General features: G+C 36.1%; 22 protein-coding genes and 1 pseudogene. 20 read left to right on the forward strand and 3 right to left on the reverse strand.

Annotated features, from left to right (window positions below; translation table 11 throughout):
• Positions 1–123: 123 nt before the first annotated feature.
• The 14 genes from parC to ACTWQM_RS08515 all read left to right on the forward strand — a co-directional run bounded on the left by parC (position 124) and on the right by ACTWQM_RS08515 (position 18,054).
• Complete coding sequence (gene parC, locus ACTWQM_RS08450; RefSeq protein ID WP_443257742.1) at positions 124–2,574, forward strand: DNA topoisomerase IV subunit A; 2,451 nt, start codon at positions 124–126, stop codon at positions 2,572–2,574.
• 515 nt (positions 2,575–3,089) lie between these two features.
• Positions 3,090–3,737: a TetR/AcrR family transcriptional regulator gene (locus tag ACTWQM_RS08455; protein WP_443257743.1), complete on the forward strand. Its 648-nt coding sequence runs from the start codon at positions 3,090–3,092 to the stop codon at positions 3,735–3,737.
• 77 nt (positions 3,738–3,814) lie between these two features.
• Positions 3,815–4,957: an acyl-CoA dehydrogenase family protein gene (locus ACTWQM_RS08460; protein WP_443257744.1), complete on the forward strand. Its 1,143-nt coding sequence runs from the start codon at positions 3,815–3,817 to the stop codon at positions 4,955–4,957.
• Between the two features lie 25 nt (positions 4,958–4,982).
• A complete protein-coding gene (locus ACTWQM_RS08465) occupies positions 4,983–6,617 on the forward strand; it encodes an AMP-binding protein (RefSeq protein WP_443257745.1) in 1,635 nt (544 codons plus the stop codon).
• 9 nt (positions 6,618–6,626) lie between these two features.
• Positions 6,627–7,982 carry an acetyl-CoA carboxylase biotin carboxylase subunit gene (locus ACTWQM_RS08470; RefSeq protein WP_443257746.1) on the forward strand — a complete coding sequence of 452 codons (1,356 nt, stop codon included), beginning with the start codon at positions 6,627–6,629 and terminating at the stop codon, positions 7,980–7,982.
• Positions 7,983–7,995: 13 nt separating this feature from the next.
• The gene (locus ACTWQM_RS08475; protein ID WP_443257747.1) at positions 7,996–8,208 is read left to right on the forward strand and encodes an acetyl-CoA carboxylase biotin carboxyl carrier protein subunit; all 213 of its coding nucleotides are present in this window, start codon (positions 7,996–7,998) and stop codon (positions 8,206–8,208) included.
• Positions 8,209–8,244: 36 nt separating this feature from the next.
• Positions 8,245–9,144, forward strand: a complete 900-nt coding sequence (locus ACTWQM_RS08480) for a hydroxymethylglutaryl-CoA lyase (RefSeq protein WP_443257748.1) — start codon at positions 8,245–8,247, stop codon at positions 9,142–9,144.
• A gap of 18 nt (positions 9,145–9,162) precedes the next feature.
• Complete coding sequence (locus ACTWQM_RS08485; RefSeq protein ID WP_443257749.1) at positions 9,163–9,945, forward strand: enoyl-CoA hydratase; 783 nt, start codon at positions 9,163–9,165, stop codon at positions 9,943–9,945.
• An 18-nt stretch (positions 9,946–9,963) separates the two neighbouring features.
• Positions 9,964–11,493 carry an acyl-CoA carboxylase subunit beta gene (locus ACTWQM_RS08490; RefSeq protein WP_443257750.1) on the forward strand — a complete coding sequence of 510 codons (1,530 nt, stop codon included), beginning with the start codon at positions 9,964–9,966 and terminating at the stop codon, positions 11,491–11,493.
• A gap of 279 nt (positions 11,494–11,772) precedes the next feature.
• The gene (locus tag ACTWQM_RS08495; protein WP_443257751.1) at positions 11,773–12,231 is read left to right on the forward strand and encodes a flavin reductase family protein; all 459 of its coding nucleotides are present in this window, start codon (positions 11,773–11,775) and stop codon (positions 12,229–12,231) included.
• Between the two features lie 17 nt (positions 12,232–12,248).
• On the forward strand, positions 12,249–12,728 hold the full coding sequence (locus ACTWQM_RS08500) for a CBS domain-containing protein (RefSeq protein ID WP_443257752.1): 480 nt from the start codon (positions 12,249–12,251) through the stop codon (positions 12,726–12,728).
• A gap of 177 nt (positions 12,729–12,905) precedes the next feature.
• Positions 12,906–16,541: a dynamin family protein gene (locus tag ACTWQM_RS08505; RefSeq protein ID WP_443257753.1), complete on the forward strand. Its 3,636-nt coding sequence runs from the start codon at positions 12,906–12,908 to the stop codon at positions 16,539–16,541.
• 4 nt (positions 16,542–16,545) lie between these two features.
• A complete protein-coding gene (locus tag ACTWQM_RS08510) occupies positions 16,546–17,415 on the forward strand; it encodes a 5'-3' exonuclease (protein ID WP_443257754.1) in 870 nt (289 codons plus the stop codon).
• 255 nt (positions 17,416–17,670) lie between these two features.
• Positions 17,671–18,054 carry a DUF302 domain-containing protein gene (locus ACTWQM_RS08515; RefSeq protein WP_443257755.1) on the forward strand — a complete coding sequence of 128 codons (384 nt, stop codon included), beginning with the start codon at positions 17,671–17,673 and terminating at the stop codon, positions 18,052–18,054.
• Between the two features lie 242 nt (positions 18,055–18,296).
• On the opposite strand, the gene ACTWQM_RS08520 is transcribed toward ACTWQM_RS08515, so the two are convergent.
• Positions 18,297–19,139, reverse strand: a complete 843-nt coding sequence (locus ACTWQM_RS08520) for a COX15/CtaA family protein (protein WP_443257756.1) — start codon at positions 19,137–19,139, stop codon at positions 18,297–18,299.
• 216 nt (positions 19,140–19,355) lie between these two features.
• Here ACTWQM_RS08520 and ACTWQM_RS08525 point away from each other — a divergent pair, with 216 nt between their 5' ends.
• From ACTWQM_RS08525 to ACTWQM_RS08540, 4 genes and pseudogenes are all read left to right on the forward strand, one after another.
• A complete protein-coding gene (locus ACTWQM_RS08525) occupies positions 19,356–20,198 on the forward strand; it encodes a gamma-glutamylcyclotransferase (RefSeq protein WP_443257757.1) in 843 nt (280 codons plus the stop codon).
• 64 nt (positions 20,199–20,262) lie between these two features.
• Positions 20,263–21,564 (forward strand): D-serine ammonia-lyase, encoded by a 1,302-nt coding sequence (locus ACTWQM_RS08530; protein ID WP_443257803.1) that lies wholly within the window; start codon positions 20,263–20,265, stop codon positions 21,562–21,564.
• Positions 21,565–21,584: 20 nt separating this feature from the next.
• Positions 21,585–22,505: a cysteine synthase A gene (cysK, locus tag ACTWQM_RS08535; protein WP_443257758.1), complete on the forward strand. Its 921-nt coding sequence runs from the start codon at positions 21,585–21,587 to the stop codon at positions 22,503–22,505.
• A gap of 99 nt (positions 22,506–22,604) precedes the next feature.
• Positions 22,605–23,200, forward strand: a pseudogene (locus ACTWQM_RS08540) (DNA alkylation repair protein).
• A gap of 25 nt (positions 23,201–23,225) precedes the next feature.
• On the opposite strand, the gene ACTWQM_RS08545 reads toward ACTWQM_RS08540, so the two are convergent.
• Entirely contained in the window at positions 23,226–23,438 is a 213-nt protein-coding gene (locus ACTWQM_RS08545) for a hypothetical protein (RefSeq protein WP_443257759.1), read from the reverse strand.
• An 86-nt stretch (positions 23,439–23,524) separates the two neighbouring features.
• Between ACTWQM_RS08545 and ACTWQM_RS08550 the strand changes: the two genes are divergently transcribed.
• Positions 23,525–24,169, forward strand: a complete 645-nt coding sequence (locus tag ACTWQM_RS08550; protein ID WP_443257760.1) for a DUF3889 domain-containing protein — start codon at positions 23,525–23,527, stop codon at positions 24,167–24,169.
• Between the two features lie 113 nt (positions 24,170–24,282).
• Here ACTWQM_RS08550 and ACTWQM_RS08555 read toward each other — a convergent pair whose 3' ends face one another.
• Positions 24,283–24,474 carry a hypothetical protein gene (locus ACTWQM_RS08555; RefSeq protein WP_443257761.1) on the reverse strand — a complete coding sequence of 64 codons (192 nt, stop codon included), beginning with the start codon at positions 24,472–24,474 and terminating at the stop codon, positions 24,283–24,285.
• A 148-nt stretch (positions 24,475–24,622) separates the two neighbouring features.
• On the opposite strand from ACTWQM_RS08555, the gene ACTWQM_RS08560 reads away from it, so the two are divergent.
• On the forward strand, positions 24,623–24,835 hold the full coding sequence (locus ACTWQM_RS08560; protein WP_443257762.1) for a hypothetical protein: 213 nt from the start codon (positions 24,623–24,625) through the stop codon (positions 24,833–24,835).
• The last annotated feature ends 60 nt before the right edge of the window (positions 24,836–24,895 follow it).

Consider the following 24,895-nt stretch of genomic DNA (forward strand, 5'->3'; position numbering starts at 1 on the left):
TATCGCCTATCTGTAATGGCGAAAGCCTAAGTTACACTTTAGTAAGTAAGGATTTATATTTTCTTATCTGCAACAAAAAGATATACAGACAATTTTGAAAGAGATTAACAAGGGGGGATTGGTTTGTCACAACCTGAAAAATATTTAGACCTTCCACTCGAGGAAGTAATTGGTGATAGATTTGGAAGGTATAGTAAATATATAATTCAAGATCGTGCACTACCAGACGCGCGTGATGGATTAAAACCTGTTCAGCGCAGAATATTGTATGCAATGTACGAAGAGAAAAATACACATGATAAAAATTTCCGTAAGGCTGCTAAAACGGTTGGTACTGTTATTGGGAACTATCATCCACATGGCGACTCTTCCGTTTATGAAGCAATGGTTCGTCTAAGTCAGGAATGGAAAGTTAGAAATGATTTAGTTGAAATGCATGGTAATAACGGTAGTATTGATGGCGACCCACCTGCAGCAATGCGTTATACCGAGGCAAGGCTTTCTAGTATTGCCTCAGAGCTTCTCCGTGATATAGGCAAGGAAACAGTTGATTTTATTCCAAACTTTGATGATACGATTACAGAACCAGTTGTGTTACCAGCCAAGTTTCCAAATTTACTCGTGAATGGCTCAACGGGTATTTCTTCAGGTTATGCAACAGACATCCCACCACATAATCTATCAGAGGTTATTGATGCAGTTATTATGAAAATAGATAAACCGACTGCTGGTTTAGAAGACTTAATGACTGTTATAAAAGGACCCGATTTTCCAACAGGCGGGATTATCCAGGGTATTGATGGGATTAAAAAAGCTTACGAAACAGGAAAAGGTAAGGTCATCGTACGTGGGAAAGCGAAAGTAGAAGATGTTCGTGGTAACCGTCAGCAGATTGTGATTGACGAAATTCCTTTTGAGGTTAACAAAGCAAATATGGTAAAAAAGATGGATGAACTGCGAATTGACCGAAAAGTGGAAGGTATTGCCGAAGTACGTGATGAGACTGACCGGACGGGGTTGCGTGTGGTTATTGAATTGAAAAAAGATGCAAACAGCCAAGGTGTTTTAAATTATTTATATAAAAACACAGATTTACAGGTAACCTATCATTTCAACATGGTGGCAATACAGGATAAAACTCCTAAATTATTATCACTGCCTCAAATTTTGGATGCTTATATTGCACACCAAAAGGAAGTTGTAACAAGACAGACTATTTTTGATCTGAAAAAGGCAAACGACCGTTCACATATCGTAGAAGGATTAATCAAAGCAATATCGATTTTGGACAAGCTTATCGCAACAATTCGTGCTTCCAAAGATAAGTCAGATGCAAAAAAACGGATTATCTCAGCATATGACTTCTCCGAGGCACAGGCTGAAGCAATTGTTATGCTGCAATTATACCGATTAACAAATACTGATATAACGTCTCTTGAAAAAGAAGCGGAAGAATTAAGAAAAGCGATCGAAGAACTTGAGTCAATTTTGTCTAGTGAAAAGAAACTCTTTCAATTGATTAAAAAGGATTTAAGACAGTTAAAGAAATCGTTTGCTAATAGCAGGAAAACAGATATTGAGGATAAAATTGAAGAGTTAACTTTCAATATTGAAGTTACTGTTGCAAGTGAAGACGTTGTAGTATCAATTACGAGGGATGGTTATGTTAAACGGACTAGCATCCGTTCCTATGGCGCTTCGAATGGAGAGGACTTTGCCATGAAGGATGAGGATTATCTTGTTAGTTTAACAGAGCTAAACACAACAGATAATTTACTCTTATTTACAAATAAAGGGAAATATATTTACATTCCTGTACATGCCTTACCAGATATCAAGTGGAAAGATCTTGGACAGCATATCTCCAATATCGTAAGTATTGACAAGGATGAACGAATTATTCAAGGGATACCTGTGCGCGAATTTAACGATGAAAATTATCTTGTTTTCTTCACGAAAAATGGTATGGTTAAACGCAGTGAATTGGCATTATATAATGCACAGCGGTATTCCAAAGCACTTATTGCTTTAAATCTCAAAGGTGATGATGAAGTAGTTAATGTGTTTCAGACAGATGGGAATTCTGATGTGTTTGTTGCTTCTGATAAAGGATTTGGGTTATGGTATCACGAGTCTGAGATATCTGTCGTCGGACAACGTGCAGCAGGTGTTAAAGCAATGAAGCTAAAAGATGATGAACAAGTTGTAAATGGTCAAGTATTTGATGACCTTTCAGAGCCATCGATTGTTCTCGTAACTCAACGTGGCGCGTGTAAACGAATGAGGCTTCGTGAATTTGAAAAGTCGAGCCGTGCGAAACGTGGACTCATCATGCTTCGTGAATTAAAAAGTAAACCGCACCGTGTAAAAGGGTTATTTATGGTAGATGAAAATGATACGATAAGTATAAGGACTGCTAAAGGCAATACACATAGCATATACCCGTTAGAATTATCTACGAGTGATCGCTACAGCAATGGGTCATTCGTAATAGATAGTGATAATGAAGGTGAGGTAAGTGAAGTCTGGAAAGAAGCTTTTTATAAAAAAACATTTGATGAATCAACCGAATAATTTATTAGAAGACGCTTGGAAAAAAGTGTTTTAGTCAAAGTAAAATCCGAACTATGATTCAAATTCTAGAATTAGAATTCGAATTAGTTCGGATTTATTTGTTGTGATTAGATATAAAATGCGAATTAACTGCTGGATAATCGTACAACAACGACAATTGGAGTTACCAAGCGATCTCTCTACTGAAAAACGATTAAATCCTTTGTATATCAATAATTATCATCTATGGTCATACGAAATTTGATATTGTTTGTATTATTCGATTCTCAGGACGCAGAAGTGGCAATAAATTATCGACAATTTCGTGGAAATTTAAAAGTATTGCGTTCATCGTCGGAGTGGATGTATTCCATGATGTATTGGTTTAATTAAGGCAGTCTATTCTTAGTTTTACTTATGCTGTTGGAAAATAGTAATTCTAGAGGCGGTTTGCTGCTTCAAACTGCCTTCTGGTTCTGAATCATTCTAATTCCCCTTTCTATATTCAGAAAAATATGATAAGGTAAATTTAAATTGTGGAAGGAGGGTTTATAACGGATTTAAGAAATAAAATAATCCAAGAAGCATTATTAATGTTTGAAAAGTATGGCTATCACGGTGTTACAGTTAATCAGATTGTGGAAAACGTGGGCACTTCCAAAGGTGGATTCTATCACCACTTTACATCAAAAGATGAATTATTGTTTGTTATTCACGATACATTCATAACCTATGTTTTAGAAAAAGCTACAATTGCGAATGAAACCTATATGTCACCAACGAAGAAACTACAAGCAATAATAAAAGATTTTGTGAAAGTATTCGATCTTTATAAACCACACATCTCTGTCTTCTATCAGGAAAATATTTATTTAAAACCAGAATATGAAATACTTATTAAGAAAAAGCGAGATCAATTTAAGCAAATAATAATTAGTGCCATAAGAGAAGGCAAGGCATGCGGCGAATTTCGCAAGGAGATACCTGTAGAGATTACCGGAATGGCGATACTCGGAATGGTGAATTGGGCATACAAGTGGTATAAACAATCAGGCCCAAAATCGATTGACGAGATTGGCGATATATTCGTTGATTTAATTTTACATTCAGTATTAACTGTCCAATCTTTATCGGAAAGTAAATATTTAGATCAATTAATTGAAAAGCCTTTTTTTACCAATTAAAAGAAACCGCTTTCTTTTTTATTGAAGTGAACAGACCAACCAGTCGGTCTTATTGTTAGATTAATAGGAGGTTTGACATGAATTTTGAATTAACAAAAGAACAAATGATGATTAAAAAGATGGTTCAGGATTTTGCTGATAATGTAATAAGACCAAGGGCAGTTGAAATTGACAAAGAAGCCAAGTTCCCAGAAGATATATTTAAACAAATGGGTGAACTTGGGTTAATGGGGATCCCATTTCCTGAACAATATGGTGGTTCAGATGGGGACACGTTATCATATGCATTAGCTGTTGAAGAAATTGGTAAAGTATGTGGGAGTACTGGACTAAGTTATGCTGCAACAGTTTCGTTAGGTGCGAGTCCTATTTATTATTTTGGGACAGAAGAACAAAAAGAGAAATTTTTAACTCCAATTACACAGGGAAAAACACTTGCCGCATTTGGATTAACGGAACCAAACGCTGGTTCTGATGCCGGTGGAACAAAAACCGCTGCGGTTGCAGATGGCGATGACTTTGTAATTAACGGTGAGAAATGTTTTATTACTAATGCTAATTATTCAAATACAATAACCGTTACAGCTGTTACTGGTAAAGATGACAGAGGTAAAAATATTATTAGTGCAATAATTGTACCGACGAATACTGAAGGTGTAACAATAAACAGCAATTATGACAAAATGGGGGTCCGTGGTTCAGATACGGCGGAAATTGTATTGGATAATGTGCGTGTGCCACAGAAAAATTTGCTGGGAGATCCTGATAAAGGCTTTAAACAATTTTTACACACCTTAGACGGTGGTCGCATTTCAATTGCTGCATTAGGGTTAGGAATTGCTCAAGCATCTTTAGATAGGGCTCTGGAGTATGCCAAAGAAAGAACACAGTTCGGTAAATCAATTTCCAGTTTTCAGGCAATACAGTTTAAGCTTGCTGATATGGCAATGGAAACTGAACTAGCCCGGAATATGGTACACAAGGCTGCATGGTTAAAGGACAATAATAAGCCATTCTCAAAAGAAGCAGCATATGCAAAACTTTATGCTACCGAAACAGCATTCAAAAATGCAAATCAGGCAATACAAATTCATGGTGGTTATGGGTATATGCGCGAATATGAAGTTGAAAGGTATTTGCGTGATGCAAAGTTACTGGAAATCGGCGAAGGGACATCTGAAATACAACGAATGGTAATTGCTAGACAGTTAGGATGCTAATAATACCGATGAGGGGAGAAAATTCATGTCTTTACTAAACTTAACAGTTGGAGAGTTACTGGAAAAGCAAGTGAATTTATATCCAGATCACGAAGCAGTTGTCTACCCGGAACTAAATTTCAGAAAAACATATAAAGAGTTTGATGAAATGGCCAATAAAGCTGCAAAAGGCTTAATGTCATTAGGGATTGAAAAAGGAGAAAACGTAGCTATTTGGTCCGATAATAAACCGGAATGGCTTACCGGTCAATTTGCTACAGGAAAAATGGGTGCGGTTCTTGTTACAGTCAATACAAGCTATCAGGCAAAAGAGCTTGAATATCTATTAAAACAATCTGAATCAACAACACTTATTTTAGCAGAATCATATAAAGGAACATCTTATGTCGATGTGCTAAAGCAGGTATGCCCTGAGTTTGAGGATGCAAAAAAGGGAGAGTTACATTCTGAGAATGTACCGTTTTTAAAAAATGTCATTATAATCAGCGAAGATAACTATTCCAATGCCTACACGTGGGATGAAATGATCGAAAATGGAACTAAAATTTCCGATCAAAAACTTGATGAACGAAAAAAGAGCTTACACCATCATGATGTTATCAATATGCAATATACGTCGGGTACAACTGGATTCCCAAAAGGTGTCATGCTTACTCATTCTAATATCGTTAATAACGGAAATCAAATTGCTGACTGCATGAAACTAACGAATAAAGACCGGCTGTGTATACCAGTTCCATTTTTTCATTGCTTTGGGTGCGTATTAGGTGTTCTGGCAGCTGTATCCAAGGGTACAACAATGGTGATCCTGGAGCAATTTGAACCCGAAAAGGTTATGAAGGCGGTTTCAGATGAAAAATGCACTGGATTGCATGGAGTACCAACGATGTTTATTGCAGAATTGAATCATCCTAATTTTTCAAAGTATGATTTTTCTCATTTACGGACGGGTATTATGGCGGGTTCAACTTGTCCAATTGAAGTAATGAACGATGTTATGAATAAAATGGGCGCGAAAGAAATCACAATCGCTTACGGACAAACTGAATCTTCTCCTGTGATTACCCAAACAAAAACAGATGATCCTGCCGAACTTAAAGCGAGTACAGTAGGAAAGGTTCATCCAAATGTTGAGGTGAAAATTATAGTTCCAGGTACAAATGATGAACAGGTTCAAGGGGTTCCCGGTGAACTATGCACCCGAGGCTATCACGTGATGAAGGGGTATTATAACAACGAGGAAGCAACAAATAATGCAATCGATCGTGATGGCTGGTTACATACCGGTGATCTTGCTGTCATGGATGTAAATGGGTATTTGGAAATTACCGGCCGCATGAAAGATATGATTATCCGTGGTGGAGAAAATATATATCCACGTGAAATTGAAGAATATCTTTATCAGCATCCAGATGTTCTTGATGTTCAGGTTGTTGGTATACCAGATAAAAAGTATGGTGAAGAGGTAATGGCATGGGTAATTTTAAGAGATGGTGGAAAGGCAACTGAAGATGATATTAGAGCATTTTGCGAAGGCAATATATCGAGGCACAAAATACCAAGGCACATAGCATTTGTAAATGAATATCCAATGACTGCGAGCGGTAAAATCCAAAAATTTAAACTAAAAGAATATGCAGTTGAACAAATAGGGCAATAGGAGGAGCTTATGATAAAAAAAGTACTTATAGCAAACCGCGGGGAAATAGCAGCTCGTATCATTCGAACTTGTAAGAAGCTGGATATACAAACAGTAGCTGTTTACTCAGAAGCAGATCAAAAAGCACCTTTTGTATTAATGGCTGATGATAGCTTCTTACTTGGACCTCCACGTGTTAATGAGAGTTACTTAAACATCGATAAAATAATTTCAATTGCAAAAGAAGCTAATGTTGATGCAATCCATCCAGGATATGGATTCCTGAGTGAGAGTGGAGATTTTGCAGAGAAATCCCAACATGCAGGAATTCAGTTTATCGGACCAACAAGTAAGGTTATGGAAAAAATGGGCAGTAAGATTGAAGCAAGAAATGCCATGAAAAAGGCCGGTGTTCCTATTGTTCCAGGGACTGATAGCGCTATTGCATCTGCAGAAAATGCGATTGAAATTGCGAAGGATATCGGCTATCCCATTATGCTAAAGGCTTCTGCAGGCGGTGGTGGTATCGGCATGCAGGTTGTACAAACAGATGAAGAGCTTATGAAAGCATTTGAAAGTAACTCAAAACGTGCTCAAACATTTTTTGGTGATGGTGCTATGTTCTTAGAGAAGAAACTGGATAATGCTAGACATATAGAAATACAACTTCTAGCAGATAACCATGGAAATGCAATCCATTTATTTGAAAGAGAATGTTCCATTCAGCGCAGGAATCAAAAAGTACTGGAAGAAGCTCCTTCATCGTTTATATCTGATAGAACACGTCAATTAATGGGGGAGGCTGCAGTAAAAGCGGCAAAGTCCTTAGGATATACCAATGCTGGTACAATTGAATTTTTAGTGGATGAAGAGGAGAACTTTTATTTTCTGGAAATGAATACAAGAATTCAGGTTGAGCATCCAGTAACAGAAGAAATAACTGGCCAGGATATTGTTGAACACCAAATTGCTATAGCAAACGGTGAGGAACTATCAATTAAACAATCTGATTTACAAATAGATGGTCATGCAATTGAAGTACGAATCTATGCAGAGGATCCAGTTACATTTTTTCCGTCACCAGGACATATATCCGTTTTTCAGATGCCAGATGGGAAGTACTGCCGTAATGAAGTTGCCGTAGCAGACAATTATGATGTAACGCCATACTATGATCCTATGATTGGAAAATTAATTGTTAAAGGATCAACTAGAGATGAAGCTATCTCATTACTAAAGGAAGCATTATTAACATACAAAGTAGAAGGTATAAAAACAAATATACCGATGTTGCTGGCTATTGTTGATAATGAAGAATTTAAAAAAGGAAATACTACGACAGGTTTTGTACAAGATTTTTATTTACCACAAGTCAAGAAAAAATAAGGAGGAATTTATCATGAACGAAGTAAAAGCGTCAATGGCAGGAAGTGTATGGAAAATAACAGTTAGCGCTGGTGAATCTGTAGAAGAAGGGCAGGATGTGGTTATTCTGGAGTCAATGAAAATGGAGATTCCAATCGCAGCTGAATCAGGTGGAATAATAAAGGAATTGAAAGTTTCAGAGGGTGATTTCGTCAATGAAGGTGACGTAATTGCCATTATAGAGTAGAAACTAATTTTGATTGAACAGATAGGAGGGTTGCGATTGAACTTTCCAAATCAAGTTAACATAAAAGAAGTAGGACCACGTGATGGACTGCAGAACGAGGCTGAATTGGTTCCGGCAGATGCAAAAATTGAATGGATAAATATGCTTTCTGACACCGGGGCTCCTTATATTGAAATTTCATCCTTTGTTCATCCCGACTGGATTCCACAGCTGAAAGATGCAACAGAAGTCGCAAAAAAAATCAAACGGAATCCAGATGTAACCTATGCTGCTTTAGTCCCTAATAATAAAGGACTTGATCGAGCTTTAGAAGTAGACGTTGATGAGATTTGTCTGTTTCTGTCAGCCAGTGAGTCACATAACAAAAACAATATAAATAAAACAATTAATCAAACTTTACCAATTATAGAAAATGTATCCAGAAAGGCTAAGCAGTCTAATAAACAAGTTAGAGGCTACGTTTCTACGGTTTTTGGCTGTCCTTATGAAGGTGCTATTGATATTGAAAAAGTTATTTCCATTTGTGACAAGTTATTAACAATGGGTGCAGATGAGATTTCTATTGGGGATACGATTGGTGTAGCAGATCCAGTTCAAGTGGATAGAGTGCTTACAGAACTATTAAAATACTTTCCTAAAGAAAAACTTACAATGCATTTCCATGATACGAGAGGGACTGCACTTGCAAATGTTCTGGTATCATTAAATCATGGTATAACAAACTTTGATAGTGCAGTTGGTGGTCTTGGAGGCTGTCCATATGCTAAAGGTGCATCGGGAAACCTCGCTACTGATGATTTATTATATATGTTACATCGGATGGGTATTGAAACAGGAATGAATATTGATAAAGTGATTGAATCAGCATTATACATTGAAAATTATGTTTCAAATCTTTCCAGTCATCAAATGAAAATAATAAATAGCGAACGATAGGAAAGGAGAATAATAATCGTGGCAGCGCTTATAGAATACAAAATAGTAGAAGACCATATTGCAGTCTTAACACTTAATAGACCTGAAGCTATGAATGCGATGTCAAAGGCACTACTCGATGAATTGAACGAATATGTCCATCAAATAAACATGAATGATGAAATAAGGTGCACTATTATAACTGGATCTAATGAAAAGTCTTTTTGTGCCGGGGCTGATCTTAAAGAACGGAAAGGAATGTCTCAAGATCAGGTGATTGCTGCAGTTAATTATATTGGTGAAACTGTAACAAACATTGAAAATATGAAACTTCCGGTTATAGCTGCTATTAATGGAGTTGCTTTCGGGGGCGGTCTTGAACTAGCATTAGGCTGTGATCTTCGTATATCAGCTGACCATTCGAAGTTAGGGCTAACGGAGACATCGCTAGCCATTATACCAGGTGCTGGGGGAACACAACGTCTTACACGCTTAATAGGCTTAGGGCAGGCAAAACGTCTAATTTTTTCTGCTAAGCCATTAACAGCTAATGAAGCATCTGAACTCGGATTGGTAGAACTAGTTGCGGAATCAGGTGCATTACAAGATGAAGCTATTGAAATGGCAAAACAAATTACTAAAAATGGACCTATTGCGCTCAGACAAGCAAAAACGGCCATCAACAAAGGCATTCAAACCGATATTACCACTGGTTTGGCTATTGAACATTTATGTTATAAAGAGACGATACCTACCGAAGATCGCATAGAAGGTTTACAAGCATTTAAGGAAAAACGCAAACCTGTCTATCAAGGTAAATAGAAGCAGGGAGGGCACTAAATGTCATATATTGAAGAATTCAAACAAAGAGTTGAAGAAATAAAAAAAGGCGGGCAGGAAAAGTACCACCAGAAAAATGAAGAAAAAGGCAAGTTATTCGTTCGCAAACGTCTGGAGTTATTATTCGATGATCAGATAGATGTAGAAGATGCATTTTTTGCAAACTGTATGGATGATTCTTTACCATCAGATGGAGTTGTGACTGGAATTGGTCAAATTGGCGGTCAGGCTGTCTGTGTTATGGCAAATGACTCTACAGTAAAAGCTGGTTCATGGGGAAAACGAACTGTTGAAAAAATAATCCGCATACAGGAAACAGCAGAGAAACTGGAAATACCAATGCTTTATCTTGTAGATTCTGCTGGTGCAAGAATAACTGACCAAATAGAAATGTTCCCAGGGCGTCGTGGCGCTGGTCGAATCTTTCATAACCAAATAAAACTATCTGGCCGCGTACCACAGATTTGTCTTTTATTCGGACCTTCTGCGGCAGGCGGAGCTTACATTCCGGCGTTTTGTGATATTGTAGTTATGGTCGAAGGAAACGCATCAATGTATCTAGGTTCACCACGTATGGCAGAAAAAGTCATTGGTGAAAAGGTTAGCCTTGAAGAAATGGGTGGTGCACAAATGCATTGTTCTGTTTCAGGCTGTGGCGATGTACTGGTAAAATCTGAAGAAGAAGCAATTGAATACACAAAAAAATACATTGGCTATTTTCCAGCTAACTTCAGGAACAAGCCTAACATTGCTGATTCTAAGGAGATAAAAGCTTTTGAAAAGTCGATTACAGATTTAATTCCGGAAAATCAAAACGCTCCCTTCAACATGTACGACTTCATAGACCGGATAATTGATGAGGATAGTTTTTGTGAAGTTAAAAGGAAATTTGCACCAGAATTGATTACTGGACTTGCCAGAGTTAATGGGAAGTCAATAGGAATTATTGCAAATCAGCCAAGGATGAAAGGAGGCGTTTTATTCCCGGATTCAGCAGATAAAGCTGCTAAATTTATTCAATTGTGCGATGCATTTAATATTCCACTATTATTCTTAATGGATATTCCTGGCTTTATGATTGGTACAAAAGTGGAACGTGCAGGCATTATTCGACATGGTGCAAAAATGCTCGCAGCAATGAGTGAAGCAACTGTACCGAAAATCTCAGTAGTCGTACGTAAAGCTTATGGTGCAGGATTATATGCAATGGCTGGTCCTGCGTTTGAACCAGATTGCTGCATAGCGTTACCAACTGCTCAGATTGCAGTTATGGGACCTGAAGCAGCCGTGAATGCTGTATATGCAAATAAAATTGCGGACTTGCCAGAGGAAGATAGACCTGCATTTATCAAAGAAAAGCAGGAAGAATATAAAGACAATATTGATATTTATCGATTAGCGTCAGAAATGGTTGTTGATGCCATTGTAGATCCGGATAAGCTAAGGGATGAACTAATAAGACGATTCAGCATATATGAGGCAAAGAATGCTAATTTTACCGAAAGAAAACATGGTGTTTATCCAGTATAAATAAGTTATAAGGCTTTGGTAGAGATACCAAAGCCTTTATTTGTCTAGAGACTAGGGCCGAGTTCACAGCCATACTATGAGAGGCTGCTTTTTTAAATCGAACCAATAAATTTCAACAAATAATTGATATAAGCTGTGACTCTATACTCAAAGTCTAACTTAATTGACTATAATTTTATTATGTAAACAAAGGTGAGAAAAACCTATTTATTTCAGTTTTACTGTATAAATGATATTCTAAACTAGAATGTTTTAGAGTGGAAGAGGGGATACTTCGTAATGGATAATAGACTTTTTCGTGATGTTATGGGTAAATTTGCAACAGGTATCACTATAGTAACAACTGAATATAATGGGGAAATCATGGGGATGACAGTGAATGCATTTATGTCCGTTTCATTGGACCCAAAATTAATCGCTATTTCAATCGATGAAAAAGCACGAATGTATGATAAATTACAAGAAACCAAGAATTTTGGATTAAGTATATTAACAGAAGATCAGAAGGATTTATCTATGATATTTGCTAAACAAAAGAATAGTCAAAGAGATATTTCGTACTTAAGGCAGGCTAATATTCCAGTGATAAAAGATTCTATTGCAACACTTTCATGCCATGTCAAGGAAACAGCAGATGCTGGTGACCATAAGATATTTATTGCTGAAGTAACAGATGCAAAAATGAATGGTGGAGATCCTGTACTGTTTTATAGTGGTCGATACCATACACTTAAATAATGTGAAGGGGTGCCCATATGAAAATAAAAGATTTTATGATAACAGATATAATCAGTATAACGAAGGATAAAACGATAAAACAATTGTTAGAAACACTAGTAAAGAATAAAATTGGCGGGGTACCTGTAGTAGATGATCAAAATCATTTAATTGGTATGATAAGTGATGGAGATGTAATTCGTTGTCTTCAACCTAAAGGAAGAACAGTTTATGACATGTTCACAGTTGTTCTGGTAAGCCAGGAGGAAGACTTGAGCCAGAAGATCAAATACAGTATTAATAATAAAGTGGACACGATTATGAATAAAAGACATACGCATACAGTTCACCCCGATGACAATCTTGAAGAAGCCTTAACCATTTTATCTAAATATCATTTTAAGAAAATTCCTGTTGTAGATGAAAATTCAAAAGTAGTCGGGGTTATCAGTCGAGGGGATATAATACGATCTATTACTGCAAAAATTCTTTCAACTAAAAATGGGGAAAATTCATAGATAGTAGACAAGCCAACTAAATATTTGCATACTTCCACTGCAGTGCGCATTAATAACAATAACTCTACATACCATTGAAGGTTACTTGTACAGATAATTTAATTTTATAGGGTGGAAATAAAGTCAGGAATTCAGTATAATAGTTGAAAGAATTGTTAATTAGAAGGGATTTTCTTCATGATCATAACAGAACAAAACCAAACTCAAGCTAATCTTCAGCAGATAGCTGCACTATATCAGGCAATGATTGAAAATGATGATTTAAAACATGCTAATAAAATTCTGGATGTCTATGAAAAACTCATCAGACAAGAATTAATGATCAGCTTTGCTGGTCATTTTTCTGCTGGAAAATCATCTATGATCAATAGTCTATTAGGGAAGTCTATATTGCCGAAAAGCCCTATCCCAACAAGTGCAAATGTCGTTAAAATAAAATCAGGCAAGGGATTTGCACGTGTATACTTTCATGATAGTGCTCCAGTGGAATATGAAGAGCCTTATGATATTGACATGATTAAAGATTATGCAAAGGATAAGGCAAGCATCAAGGAAATAGAGATTAATACAAAGGAAGAAATTCTTCCAAATGAATGCGTTATTATTGATACACCAGGTATAGATGCCGCTGATGATGCCGACCGAATCATGACAGAATCATCATTACACCTTGTGGATGTGTTGTTCTATGTTATGGATTATAATCATGTACAATCAGAAGTTAATTTGCAATTTTTAAAAAAATTGCAAAATAATAATATTCCATTTTATATTATTATTAACCAGATAGATAAACATGATGAAAGTGAATTAACCTTTGAAACCTTCAAACAAAAAATTAAACAAACGTTTGATCAATGGAATATATTACCAAAAAATGTCTTTTATTCATCCCTAATAGATAGTGATACAACCTACAATGAATTCCCAGAAATCAAAGATAAACTTACTGCACTGATGACTTCTGATAAGCAATCCACCTTAAATACAGAACGATCTGTTTTGCAGGTTATCGATGAACACAAACGTTATTTGGATAGCATCTACGAGGAAAAACTGGCAGAAATTTCAGCTAGTGAAAGTGATATGTATGAAAATTTATCAATGCAATTAGAAGATATTAATAGTATTGTTTCAAACCTCAAATCTAAGCCCAAAGAAATGGAAAAAGACTTTTTAACCAATTTAAATACAACTTTAAAAAATGCGTATTTGATGCCCTCTGATTTGCGGGATAAAGCAGAATTATTTTTAGAATCACAAGAGAAAGATTTCAAGGTAGGATTGTTTGCCTCAAAAAAGAAAACGGAAGAAGAGAGAGAAACACGTTTAAACGAGTTTTATAATCATTTACTGGAACGTATTGAGGCTGCCATTCAGTGGAAACTTCGTGACAAGTTCCTGAATCTGCTGAAGCAGTACAATATCCATGACCAAAAGCTTGAACAGGAAATTCAGCAATTTTCAGTTAATTATAATTCTGAGGCACTTACATCATTACAAAAACCGGGTGCAACAGTTAATGGTGATTATATATTAAATTATACAAATGATGTCAGCGCTGACGTAAAAAAGAAATACAAAATGGAAGCATGGAAATTATGGGATTTAATTTACAATAGTTTTATAGATGAATTAAATGATGAAGTTGCTAAGTACGAAGAGGAGCAGCAGCAGCTTAATCATGCTTTCTGGCAACAGCAAAAGCAGGAAAAGCTGGAAAATAATCATTATGAGAAATATAAAATGGTTGATGCTGCATTGGATAACCCAAATCCAAATGAACAAATATGGAACCAAATAAATGATGAAATCAAGTCTAGATATAAAACGGTTAAACAGGAAACTGAAAATTTTAATACCAAGACTTCACCGGAAAAAGAAGTTGAAATTGAAACCGTGGAAAGGCCACAGAAAACTGTTTCGATAGATAATGTATTAGATAATATTGAAAAGACAATTGAGACTATTGAAACGTTGCCGGGCTTTCAATCTGTCATTGACGATTTGAACAGAAAACAAACTCGGTTAAAAAAACGTTCGTATACGATTGCTTTATTTGGTGCGTTTAGTGCAGGCAAGTCATCATTTGCTAACGCATTAATAGGCGAAAATATATTGCCCGTTTCACCTAATCCAACCACAGCAGTGATTAATCGTATTAATCCAGTAAATAAAACGTATAGTCACGGAACTGTTGTTGTTAAATTTAAGGATGAGCAGACACTTGTTGATGATATAAGATCATTAATCAGGCATTTTTCTCCAGAAGCGCTTAATTTTGAAGAGCTGCTTGATTGGATAATGAAGAATAATATTCATAGGAGTGACCAGCTTCATCAAACACATCAGACATATCTCAATGCGATTATTAATGGATTTAGTTACAATAAGGATGCTATAGCACAAGAAGTAATAATTGGTATAGGTGAGTTTTCAAGCTATATAACGGATGAAACAAAAGCATGCTATATTGAATCGGTTGACCTTTATTATGATTGCTCATTAACGAGAGATGGTATCACCTTGGTTGACACCCCTGGAGCAGATTCGGTAAATGCACGCCATACAAACGTATCATTTGATTATATTAAGCATGCAGATGCCATTTTATATGTTACTTATTACAATCATGCATTAGCAAGGGCGGATAAAGACTTTTTAATGCAATTGGGAAGAGTGAAGGATGCCTTCCAACTTGATAAAATGTTCTTTATCATGAATGCCGCTGACCTTGCTGAAGATAACTCGGAACTTAAGATGGTAATGAATTACATTGAAGAGCAGCTAACACAATTAGGAATTCGTTTCCCAAGGTTATATCCAATTTCAAGTAAGCAATCACTTCGGGAAAAGCTAAATAATGAAGTGCCAAATCATCAAATGAGAAATTTTGAGGAAACGTTTAACAACTTTATCCATTATGAATTAGCAGCACTCACAATCCAGTCAGTCGGCCGGGATATCAATCGTGCCTCACAATCTATTAAAAATTATATAGACTCGTTACAGTTAAATGCAGCCGAAAAAGAAAATTATCGCGAGGATTTATATAAGAAACAATCATCCTTAGAGCAATTGGTAGATCAAATTGATAATGATGTCTACGTACAAAAAATTAAACAAAAATTGGATAAACAGTTATATTATGTTCTGGAACGTGAATCAATTCGTTTTCATGATATGTTTAAAGAAACATTTAACCCTACGACGATTACAGAATCTGGCAGGAAAGCTCAAGTACAATTGGAACAAAGCTTAAGGAATCTGCTGGATTATGCTGGGTATGAGCTAATGCAGGAGTTACGAGCAGTTTCCCTTCGAATAGAATCGTTTATAGCAGAGATGAAAAAAGATATTCAGTTTGATTACTCAACAAAAAGCAATCTGATAGATAAGAACTTTTTGCTTCCTGATTTTGATGAAGCTGAGCTTGAAACACCCGCCTATTACCAGGCTTTTACAGATCTTGATGTACAGACGTTTCATAAAGAGTTGAAAAGGTTTAATGGGACTAAAGCATTCTTTGTAAAAAATGAAAAAGAACAAATGAAGGAAGACATATTTAATCGCTTATCCCCATTTGCAAAAAGATATATTGAAGAAAGTCATCAGAAAATGAACGATGTTTATACTGAACAATGGAATGTTATACTTGATGATATGAAAGAGGATATAAAACGTACCGTAAGAACACATATTGATAATTACTTATCAATGGTAACTGATCAGCCTGTGGATATAGATACATTGCAAGATAAGAATCGTATTGTAAATTCAATAGTAGCTGTACAGGAGAAAATGGAGGCGTGACACTATGTCAAAACAAAGCAATGTATTGCTAGTTGACGGAATGGCATTACTTTTTCGTGGGTTTTTTGCCACATCATTTCGGGGAAATTTCATGAAAAACAGTAAGGGCGTTCCAACGAATGGTATCTATCAGTTTTTGCGCTATTTTTTGGACGCAGTAGATAAGTTTGAACCAACACACGTAGTTTGCTGCTGGGATATGGGTAGTAAAACATTTCGAACAGAATTATTTGATGGATATAAGGCGAACAGATCGGCTCCGCCAGAGGAGTTAATTCCTCAGTTCGATCTTATAAAAGAAGTAGCAGAGGCATTTAATTTGCCGAATATCGGACTGGAAAATTTCGAAGCGGATGATTGTATTGGAACATTAGCAAACCAATATGCGTCTGAGAATGAAGTTTTAATTCTTACTGGCGATCAGGATATACTCCAGCTTGTAGATGAGGGTATAAGTGTAGCGATTATGAAAAAAGGGCAGGGAAACTATGATGTATTCAGTTATGAAACATTCTACGAGAAAAAAGGTATTCAACCAAAGCAAATGATTGATCTCAAAGGATTAATGGGTGATACGTCTGATAATTATCCTGGTGTAAAAGGAATAGGTGAAAAAACAGCCTTAAAATTGATACAGGAATATGAAACCATTGAAAATATACTGGTTAATATTGATAGGTTGCCAAAAGGAGTACAAACAAAAATAAGTGAGAATTTAGATATGCTTCACCTATCACGAGATTTAGCTGAAATCAGGTGTGATGTACCTATTGAATGTTCCTTAGAGCAAGCAAAATGGAATTATGATAAGAAAAAAATAGAAGAAAAGTTTACGGATTTAGAATTTAATAATTTATTAAAATTAATTAATTAGCGTAGTTAAAATGCAAAGCATGCTTTGCATTTTTTTGCTCTTGGCGCATAACCGTTACTATTAATATAAATAGACAGTATATACGAAAAGGTGCTAAGGGTATGATTTATATTAAAAATAGATACCTATAGGTGTACTGGTATATACCCCTGAGATTGTTTGCGGTTAATGGTTGCAGGGTATATACTTATAGGTGTACAGGTATGATAGAATGGTGATTGAAAGAGAAAATTAAACTTAGAAGGAGGCATTTACATGTTTAATTATACTGTTGAGACATCTAAGAATATTGACGAAGCTGTGGAATCACTTGAATTAAAATTAAAAGAGGATAGTTTTGGGGTGCTATGGGATTTTGATGTAAAAAAGACCTTAGAGAATAAGGGACTAGATTATGAACCGAATTATCGTATTTTGGAAGTGTGTAATCCTAAAGCTGCAAAAGAACTGCTTGAAAAAAATCACATGGTTGGTTATTTTCTTCCTTGCAAAATTGCCGTTTATGAAGCTGAAGGTAAGACTTTTATAGGGATGCCCCGACCATCAGAGTTAATTAAACTTACTGAAGATAATTCACTTTATGATTTCGCCAATGATATTGAAAATACACTGATAAAGGTTATGGACGCTGCAAAATAGACGTGAAAAGGAATAATAACAGGATAGGATGTTTAAAAACGTTCATTTTCAGTGGCTGGATCTAATACGCAGTTGATATAAACTGCGAACTAACATGCTGAGTGCTATGACACCGCTTCGGAAATACACTTCGCTTTGCGTGGGCGGCTGATGAGCCTCCTTGCTCCTACGTCGCTGCCTAGTCTCATCTAGGCCTCAGCATAAATCCGAACTGATTCGAATTCTATTTCAAGAATTTTGAATCATAGTCTTGTGGACATAATTCTACCTTCTACTATTATTGTAAAGAGTAAAGTTCCTATGGCAAGGTGGAACACCGCCATGGAAAGTGAAACAAAAGAGAGAATCGTTACAATACCTGCAACTTTTTGAAGGATTACTACGCTAAGAGCAACCACCATCCTATACCTCAATGGATGTTTATGTACTTTAAATAGCTGAACAGCTAGATATATTATGTAGCCAGTTACAATAAAAGCTAGAACTCGGTGAGATGTTTGTAATAACTCAGGTAATGAAGCAGGTAGAACACTATCATCACACCCAAGCCATCCACATGCAAGACCGTAATGCTGGTGTTTTATATATGCTCCTAAACCGATTGTCATAAATAATAATATACTTAGTATGTTTAAATGTTTTATTAGAGAGCTTTCTACATTAATCTTTGGTTGATCACTTCGCCAGAACCAAATTAAAATTGCCATAAATATCATTGCGATAAGTAAATGGATTGTAATAATAATTGATAGAAGATGATAAAAAACAACGGTTGCTCCCATAATTAATTGAAGAATTAATAAGCCGATCATCCAATTGGCAACATTAACTTTGAACAAGCTCTCATTGTCTTTTCTTATTTTAATAAATAAAATGACAGTCATGAAGAACAAAATAGCTCCAATAACACGATGACCAAATTCTATCAATGTATCCCCTTGAAGCCCCGGAATTAATTGACCGTTACATAATGGCCACTCAGGCCCGCAGCCCATCCCGGATTCTGATGAAGCAACATAGCCGCCGAAAACAATTAAAAGATACGTTAGTAACACAGTAATAAATGCAAACTTTTGTTTAGACATTACAACACCCCTTCAATTTTATACGAAAACATTCACAGTTTAGCAGAAATAAAATAAAATGAATGTGCTCTGTATCACACAAAGGACGTTTTGTAAAAATTTCTAGGTATCTAAATTTTTTCACTAGATTAGTCCAACTATTGCTTATCTATATTAAGGCATGGCGACAAACCAGGTTTTCTAATAAAATAAAGCAAAAATTTTAGGAGGAACATGATGCCGAATGTATTTGTGTATGGAACGTTAAGAAAGGGAGAGCGAAATCACCATTTTTTAGATGGTGCTCCATGTACTTTTGGGCAATGTCAAACAAATGGATCTTTATATGATACAAACAATGGGTACCCGGTCATGAAAGAAAATAAATCGAGCTGGATATATGGTGAATTATACGAGGTAACAGAATCACAGTTGCGAGCAATTGACAGATTAGAAGGTTTTGAGGAAGGCAGCCAAGATAACCTATACAACCGAACCACCGTTCCTGTATACAACGATTCAGGAGGAAAAGTAAGTGCAATTATTTATACTGCTGGTCAAACATTACATAAGTCTACTAAACGAATTCCTTCTGGAGATTGGCTTGTATACAATTATTTAAAGCAGGATGAAATATTATATTTTGCATATGGGTCCTGTATGGATGAAGAGCGATTTAAACTGGCGGGAGTAGACCAATACTTTGCAAATTTGAAGGGCAGAGGAATCTTAAATGGCTTTAAATTTAGCTTCTCAAGAAGTACACATGATGGTGGCAAGGCAGACTTGGTTGAAAATAGTAAAGAAATAGTGGAGGGAAAAGTCTATCAAATATCACATGAGGCACTTGAATACTTATATAAACGAGAAGGTGTTGTTGCAAATGCCTATCGCCCTGCTATAGTGCCGGTTATGATTAACAAGTTGATATATCCTGTCATTACATTTATTGGTATGGATAAATCAGCTGAAACGAAGCCGACTGAGTTGTATGCAACTGAAATTATTCGAGGCGGGTGCAGTTTGTTAAGTAACGATTATCTCCAAAAGATTCAGCAGAAAATCGATCGTTTTAATTAGAATTGGATTCAACGTCATGATAAAATTTGAATAGGAGATAGTAATAAGAGGAAGGGTGATCCAAATAGTCTATTCACAGCAGGAACTAATCGAATGGAAAAATAAGTACCCTATACTAAAGGATATAATTGACTTAAAGCCGGTAGTTTGGATGAATCCAAATTTACAAAGCAGTAGTAGTACATTTTCCTTAACAAGAGATGATATGGATAAAGCAGAACGTTTATGGAAGCGTTTTGCCCCATTTTTAGAAAGTGAATTCCCTGAAACAAAAAAGTCAAAAGGGATTCTTGAGTCACCTTTGCAAAGAATAGCTGATATGCAAAGTAAAATTTCGGATTCTTTTGAAGGAGAACTCTACTTAAAATGTGATAATGACCTGCCGATTGCTGGTTCAATTAAAGCAAGAGGTGGGATATATGAAGTATTACAGCATGCAGAATCACTGGCCTATGAAGCAGGATTTTTAACTGGTGGTGAGAACTATGAAATATTATCATCCCAGAAATTTAAAGAGTTTTTTAGTCAGTATTCAATTGGAGTTGGTTCTACAGGCAATTTAGGATTAAGCATTGGTATAATAAGTGCGAAGCTTGGATTCAATGTGTTTGTATATATGTCTGCGGATGCAAAGCAATGGAAAAAGAACCTGCTTCGCCAAAAAGGAGCAACGGTTCACGAGTTTACCGGTGATTTTAGTGAAGCAATAAATGCGGGGAGACAGAAGACAATTACAGATCCAAAAGCTTATTTTGTCGATGATGAAGATTCAAAGCATTTGTTTCTAGGGTATAGTGTTGCAGCATTAAGACTTGAGAAACAACTGAAGGAAAGAAATGTAAAAGTAAATGAAGAACATCCATTGTTCGTTTACCTCCCATGTGGTGTCGGCGGTGCACCAGGCGGTATTACATTCGGGTTAAAACAAGTTTTTGGGGATCATGTTCATTGTTTCTTTGCTGAACCGACACATTCACCTTCTGTTTTGATTGGTCTACTTACCGAAAAAATGAGTGATGTTAGTGTTCAGGATTTTGGAATTGATAACCGCACAGAAGCAGATGGTTTAGCAGTGGGCCGTCCATCTAGCTTTGCTACAGCCATTAGCAATCGATTGGTAAGTGGTATATATACAATTGAAGACAATGATTTGTATAGATTGCTTACACTTCTAGCTGATTCTGAAGACATCTATTTAGAACCTTCTGCAACCGCTGGACTTGTTGGACCAGAACGAATTCGTAGTTATGCCAAGGAAAAGAAGCTGAATGTTCAAAATGCAACGCATATCTCATGGGCAACAGGTGGCGCGCTTGTACCAGAAGAAGATATGAGAGATTTTTATGAAAAAGGAAAAAGTTTATGATAGGAAGGTTGTCTTAACTAATGAGGGTAGCACAAAACATATCAGAACTAATTGGAGAAACACCTATAGTACATTTAAATAAAATTGTACCAGATGACGCGGCAGATATTTATATAAAACTGGAATCACAAAACCCCAGCAAAAGTGTTAAAGATCGTGCAGCTTATAACATGATAAAAGCTGCAGAAGACAAAGGAATAATTAAGCCAGGTGATACAATAATCGAACCAACAAGTGGAAATACTGGGATAGGACTAGCCATGAATGCAGCTGCAAAGGGTTATCAAGCAATTTTAGTCATGCCTGACAATAGTACACAGGAACGGAGAAATATTTTAAAGGCGTTTGGCGCGAAAGTTGTGCTAACACCAAGCAAAGACAAAATGCCGGGGGCAATTGAAAAGGCAAAAGAGCTGCAGCAGGAAATACCGGGAAGTTTTATACCACAGCAATTTGAAAACAGTGATAATCCAGATATACATCGCACGACCACAGCATTAGAGATTATTGAGCAAATGGATGGAGAATTGGATGCGTTTGTTGCTACAGCAGGAACAGGTGGCACAGTAACGGGAACTGGAGAAGTGTTGAAAGATAAAATCCCTAACCTTGAGATTACCGTCGCAGAACCAAAAGGATCACCAGTCTTATCAGGTGGAAAGCCTGGTAAGCACAAGTTAGTCGGAACAAGTCCTGGATTTATTCCAGATATTTTAAATACTTCTGTTTACGATGAAATTATGTTAATTGATGATAAAGACGCAGTTGATATGTTTAAAAAACTACCGCAATCTGAAGGTATATTTATTGGATTGTCAGGAGCGGCTGCAGTCTATTCTGCTATTGAAGTAGCAAAACGACTTGGCAAAGGGAAAAAAGTATTATGCATGGCCCCAGATACAGGGGAACGATATCTAAGTATGAATTTGTTTGACTCGTAATAATTCCATTTTATAGAGGGAGTACGTTTTATGGAATATTTAATACAGTTATTTGAGGAGAACCAGAATACTGAACAAGCTATTCCAATGCAGCGGTATATGAAGGGGAAATTTCCCTTTCTCGGCATTAAAACCCCCGAACGGAGAGCAATAATGAAAAAGTTTTATAGTGAAAGTGGCATTCTAAAACAGCCGTTTCAAAAAGAATTTGTATTAGCGTTATGGAAGAAAGAAGAGCGGGAGTTTCAGAATGCCGCCCTTGACTATATTGACAGATCGTTAAAAAAGCTTGAAAAAGATGATATCTACTTATTCGAACATTTATTACAGCAAAATCATGGTGGGATACAGTAGATATGCTTGCACAGAAACCTGTTGGAGAGATTGCCAAACACAATCCTGATGTAATCTCTGAGACAATTGAAGGCTGGGCATTGAGTGATAATCTATGGCTTCGACGAACAGCAATTCTTTTTCAATTAAAGTACAAAAGCCAAACAGATGATAAATTATTGTACCGGTATATCAATCAAAATAAGGATAGCAAGGAATTTTTTATTCAAAAAGCAATTGGATGGGCCTTAAGAGAATATTCAAAAACGAATCCCGAATCAGTAAAGCAATTTATTGCGGAAAATAAGCTGGCAAGACTAAGTGTTCGGGAAGGTAGCAAATATTTAAAACAAGTTACATAATCAATTTAAGAGCTGGCAGGCTTTGCTAGCTTTTTTTCGTTTTATTTACGTTAGTTGATGATTGTAAATTCTTTCGCTTAATATCCCAGTAGTAAACCCTTGGCAGCCCCCAGTAAATCCAATAATCATGTAAAAGAGATGAACCAACAAATAGCATCATTTGCCAATCAAGGTTTCTCATGGCATGCTCCTTTCCACCTAATACATTATACTTCCAAATAAACTTGTCTAAGACCAAACTTTTAAATACAAGGCTTCTGTAACAGTTAAAATATACGGTGCATATATTATCTGGAATGTTTTATTTTAGATAGGAGGAAAGTTATGTATTTTAATCATTCCTATAATACAAATGGGTTCCAGTACGTAAATCATCCCTATTACAGGCAGCATCCGTACCATACTTATAATAGCCACTATGATAATTACAATCGTCAACAGCCAGTTAGAGGTCAAGCTACTTGGACAGAGGGAGGACAAGTAACACAATGTGGTATTCCATGGTCGGAAAATCGTTATATGACTGTAGCTGTTGGGAAAAATTCTCCATATCAATGTGGGCAAACCATTAAAGTAAGAAACCAAAAAACAGGAAGAGAACTTCTTGTAACAGTAGTGGATGAAGTAGCAGGTTATCCGCAAAACCGAATCAACCTTCATCGAAGAGCTTTTGAAGCACTGGGAGCAAATACAGCACAAGGTGTTATTGATGTTGAAATTATAGCTGATCCGGAGTTAGAGCAGCAAAAGTGGGGGAAATATTTACTGGAGCTTGCACAGTTAGCTTATCCTGGCTACAATGTGAGTGAATATAATTTCATACGAAAAACGCAAGTGTCTCCTACACAAACACGAGAAACGTATGAATATATTTTACAATCTCAACAAGAAAGAATAACCGTTAGGGGCAATGTTGTCTATAATCCAAACACAGACAGAATTGTTTCTTTTGATATTAGTGAAGTGTAATTAAAATTTATAATTTGCAGCGGGCAGTAAGTAAATCTGTTCGCTTTTTTGTCGAGCAATTTTGCATATTAGAATATGCTTGGTACCGGCAAGACCAAGCATATATTCCATTTTTAATGTTTATTTAAGCCCTCCTGTTCACGTGTTTGTTTTAAAGAATGTGCATCATTGGGATTAGCGTATTGCCTGTTTTTACCTGTTTGAATGCCAATTTGTTTTCCAGTGGGGTCAGATATGATGCTTTCTTTTGCTCCATCAAAGTGTGGGTCCTGATCACCATTATTTGTATCTCTATTATCTGGCATAATAATCACCTCCTGTGATTAGCTTGCATAAAAAGTTAGGAAAAATTCAAAGTGATATTCATATGAAATCTTTTTATGGACAAGCTCATATTAAGAGAAAAAATAGGAAGAATAACGATTAATATGATTTATTATTGGAGGCTAGATAATGAAAAAGCGAAATCAGTTTGAAAAGCAAATTAAAAATGTAAAAGAGGAAACAAATAGTCCGGCTATACTAAATGATGTAGTGGATAGTGAATTTGAACAATATCCAGGACAAAATGAAAGTCAGCAAGAAGATAGTTTGCTTTCACCTCTTGAAGAGGCCGTTCAACATAATATTGATGGAAAAACGTGGATTACAAGAGACGATGAATAAAAATTTTTGCACGAATATTCTCCTTTTAAAGGTAGCAGATTTCGTGATCTAGAAATTAAT

Source organism: Virgibacillus sp. L01, assembly GCF_052246775.1.
Taxonomy (GTDB): Bacteria; Bacillota; Bacilli; order Bacillales; family Amphibacillaceae; genus Lentibacillus.

What these genes read in the sequence shown, in the direction of transcription:
- ACTWQM_RS08555 (WP_443257761.1), bottom strand. Translation starts at nt 24,474, where the DNA reads ATGCCAGATAATAGAGATACAAATAATGGTGATCAGGACCCACACTTT.
- ACTWQM_RS08550 (WP_443257760.1), top strand. Translation starts at nt 23,525, where the DNA reads ATGTATTTTAATCATTCCTATAATACAAATGGGTTCCAGTACGTAAAT.
- ACTWQM_RS08505 (WP_443257753.1), top strand. Translation starts at nt 12,906, where the DNA reads ATGATCATAACAGAACAAAACCAAACTCAAGCTAATCTTCAGCAGATA.
- ACTWQM_RS08515 (WP_443257755.1), top strand. Translation starts at nt 17,671, where the DNA reads ATGTTTAATTATACTGTTGAGACATCTAAGAATATTGACGAAGCTGTG.
- ACTWQM_RS08460 (WP_443257744.1), top strand. Translation starts at nt 3,815, where the DNA reads ATGAATTTTGAATTAACAAAAGAACAAATGATGATTAAAAAGATGGTT.
- ACTWQM_RS08525 (WP_443257757.1), top strand. Translation starts at nt 19,356, where the DNA reads ATGCCGAATGTATTTGTGTATGGAACGTTAAGAAAGGGAGAGCGAAAT.
- ACTWQM_RS08490 (WP_443257750.1), top strand. Translation starts at nt 9,964, where the DNA reads ATGTCATATATTGAAGAATTCAAACAAAGAGTTGAAGAAATAAAAAAA.
- ACTWQM_RS08465 (WP_443257745.1), top strand. Translation starts at nt 4,983, where the DNA reads ATGTCTTTACTAAACTTAACAGTTGGAGAGTTACTGGAAAAGCAAGTG.
- ACTWQM_RS08560 (WP_443257762.1), top strand. Translation starts at nt 24,623, where the DNA reads ATGAAAAAGCGAAATCAGTTTGAAAAGCAAATTAAAAATGTAAAAGAG.
- ACTWQM_RS08510 (WP_443257754.1), top strand. Translation starts at nt 16,546, where the DNA reads ATGTCAAAACAAAGCAATGTATTGCTAGTTGACGGAATGGCATTACTT.
- cysK (WP_443257758.1), top strand. Translation starts at nt 21,585, where the DNA reads ATGAGGGTAGCACAAAACATATCAGAACTAATTGGAGAAACACCTATA.
- ACTWQM_RS08470 (WP_443257746.1), top strand. Translation starts at nt 6,627, where the DNA reads ATGATAAAAAAAGTACTTATAGCAAACCGCGGGGAAATAGCAGCTCGT.
- ACTWQM_RS08475 (WP_443257747.1), top strand. Translation starts at nt 7,996, where the DNA reads ATGAACGAAGTAAAAGCGTCAATGGCAGGAAGTGTATGGAAAATAACA.
- ACTWQM_RS08495 (WP_443257751.1), top strand. Translation starts at nt 11,773, where the DNA reads ATGGATAATAGACTTTTTCGTGATGTTATGGGTAAATTTGCAACAGGT.
- ACTWQM_RS08500 (WP_443257752.1), top strand. Translation starts at nt 12,249, where the DNA reads ATGAAAATAAAAGATTTTATGATAACAGATATAATCAGTATAACGAAG.
- ACTWQM_RS08520 (WP_443257756.1), bottom strand. Translation starts at nt 19,139, where the DNA reads ATGTCTAAACAAAAGTTTGCATTTATTACTGTGTTACTAACGTATCTT.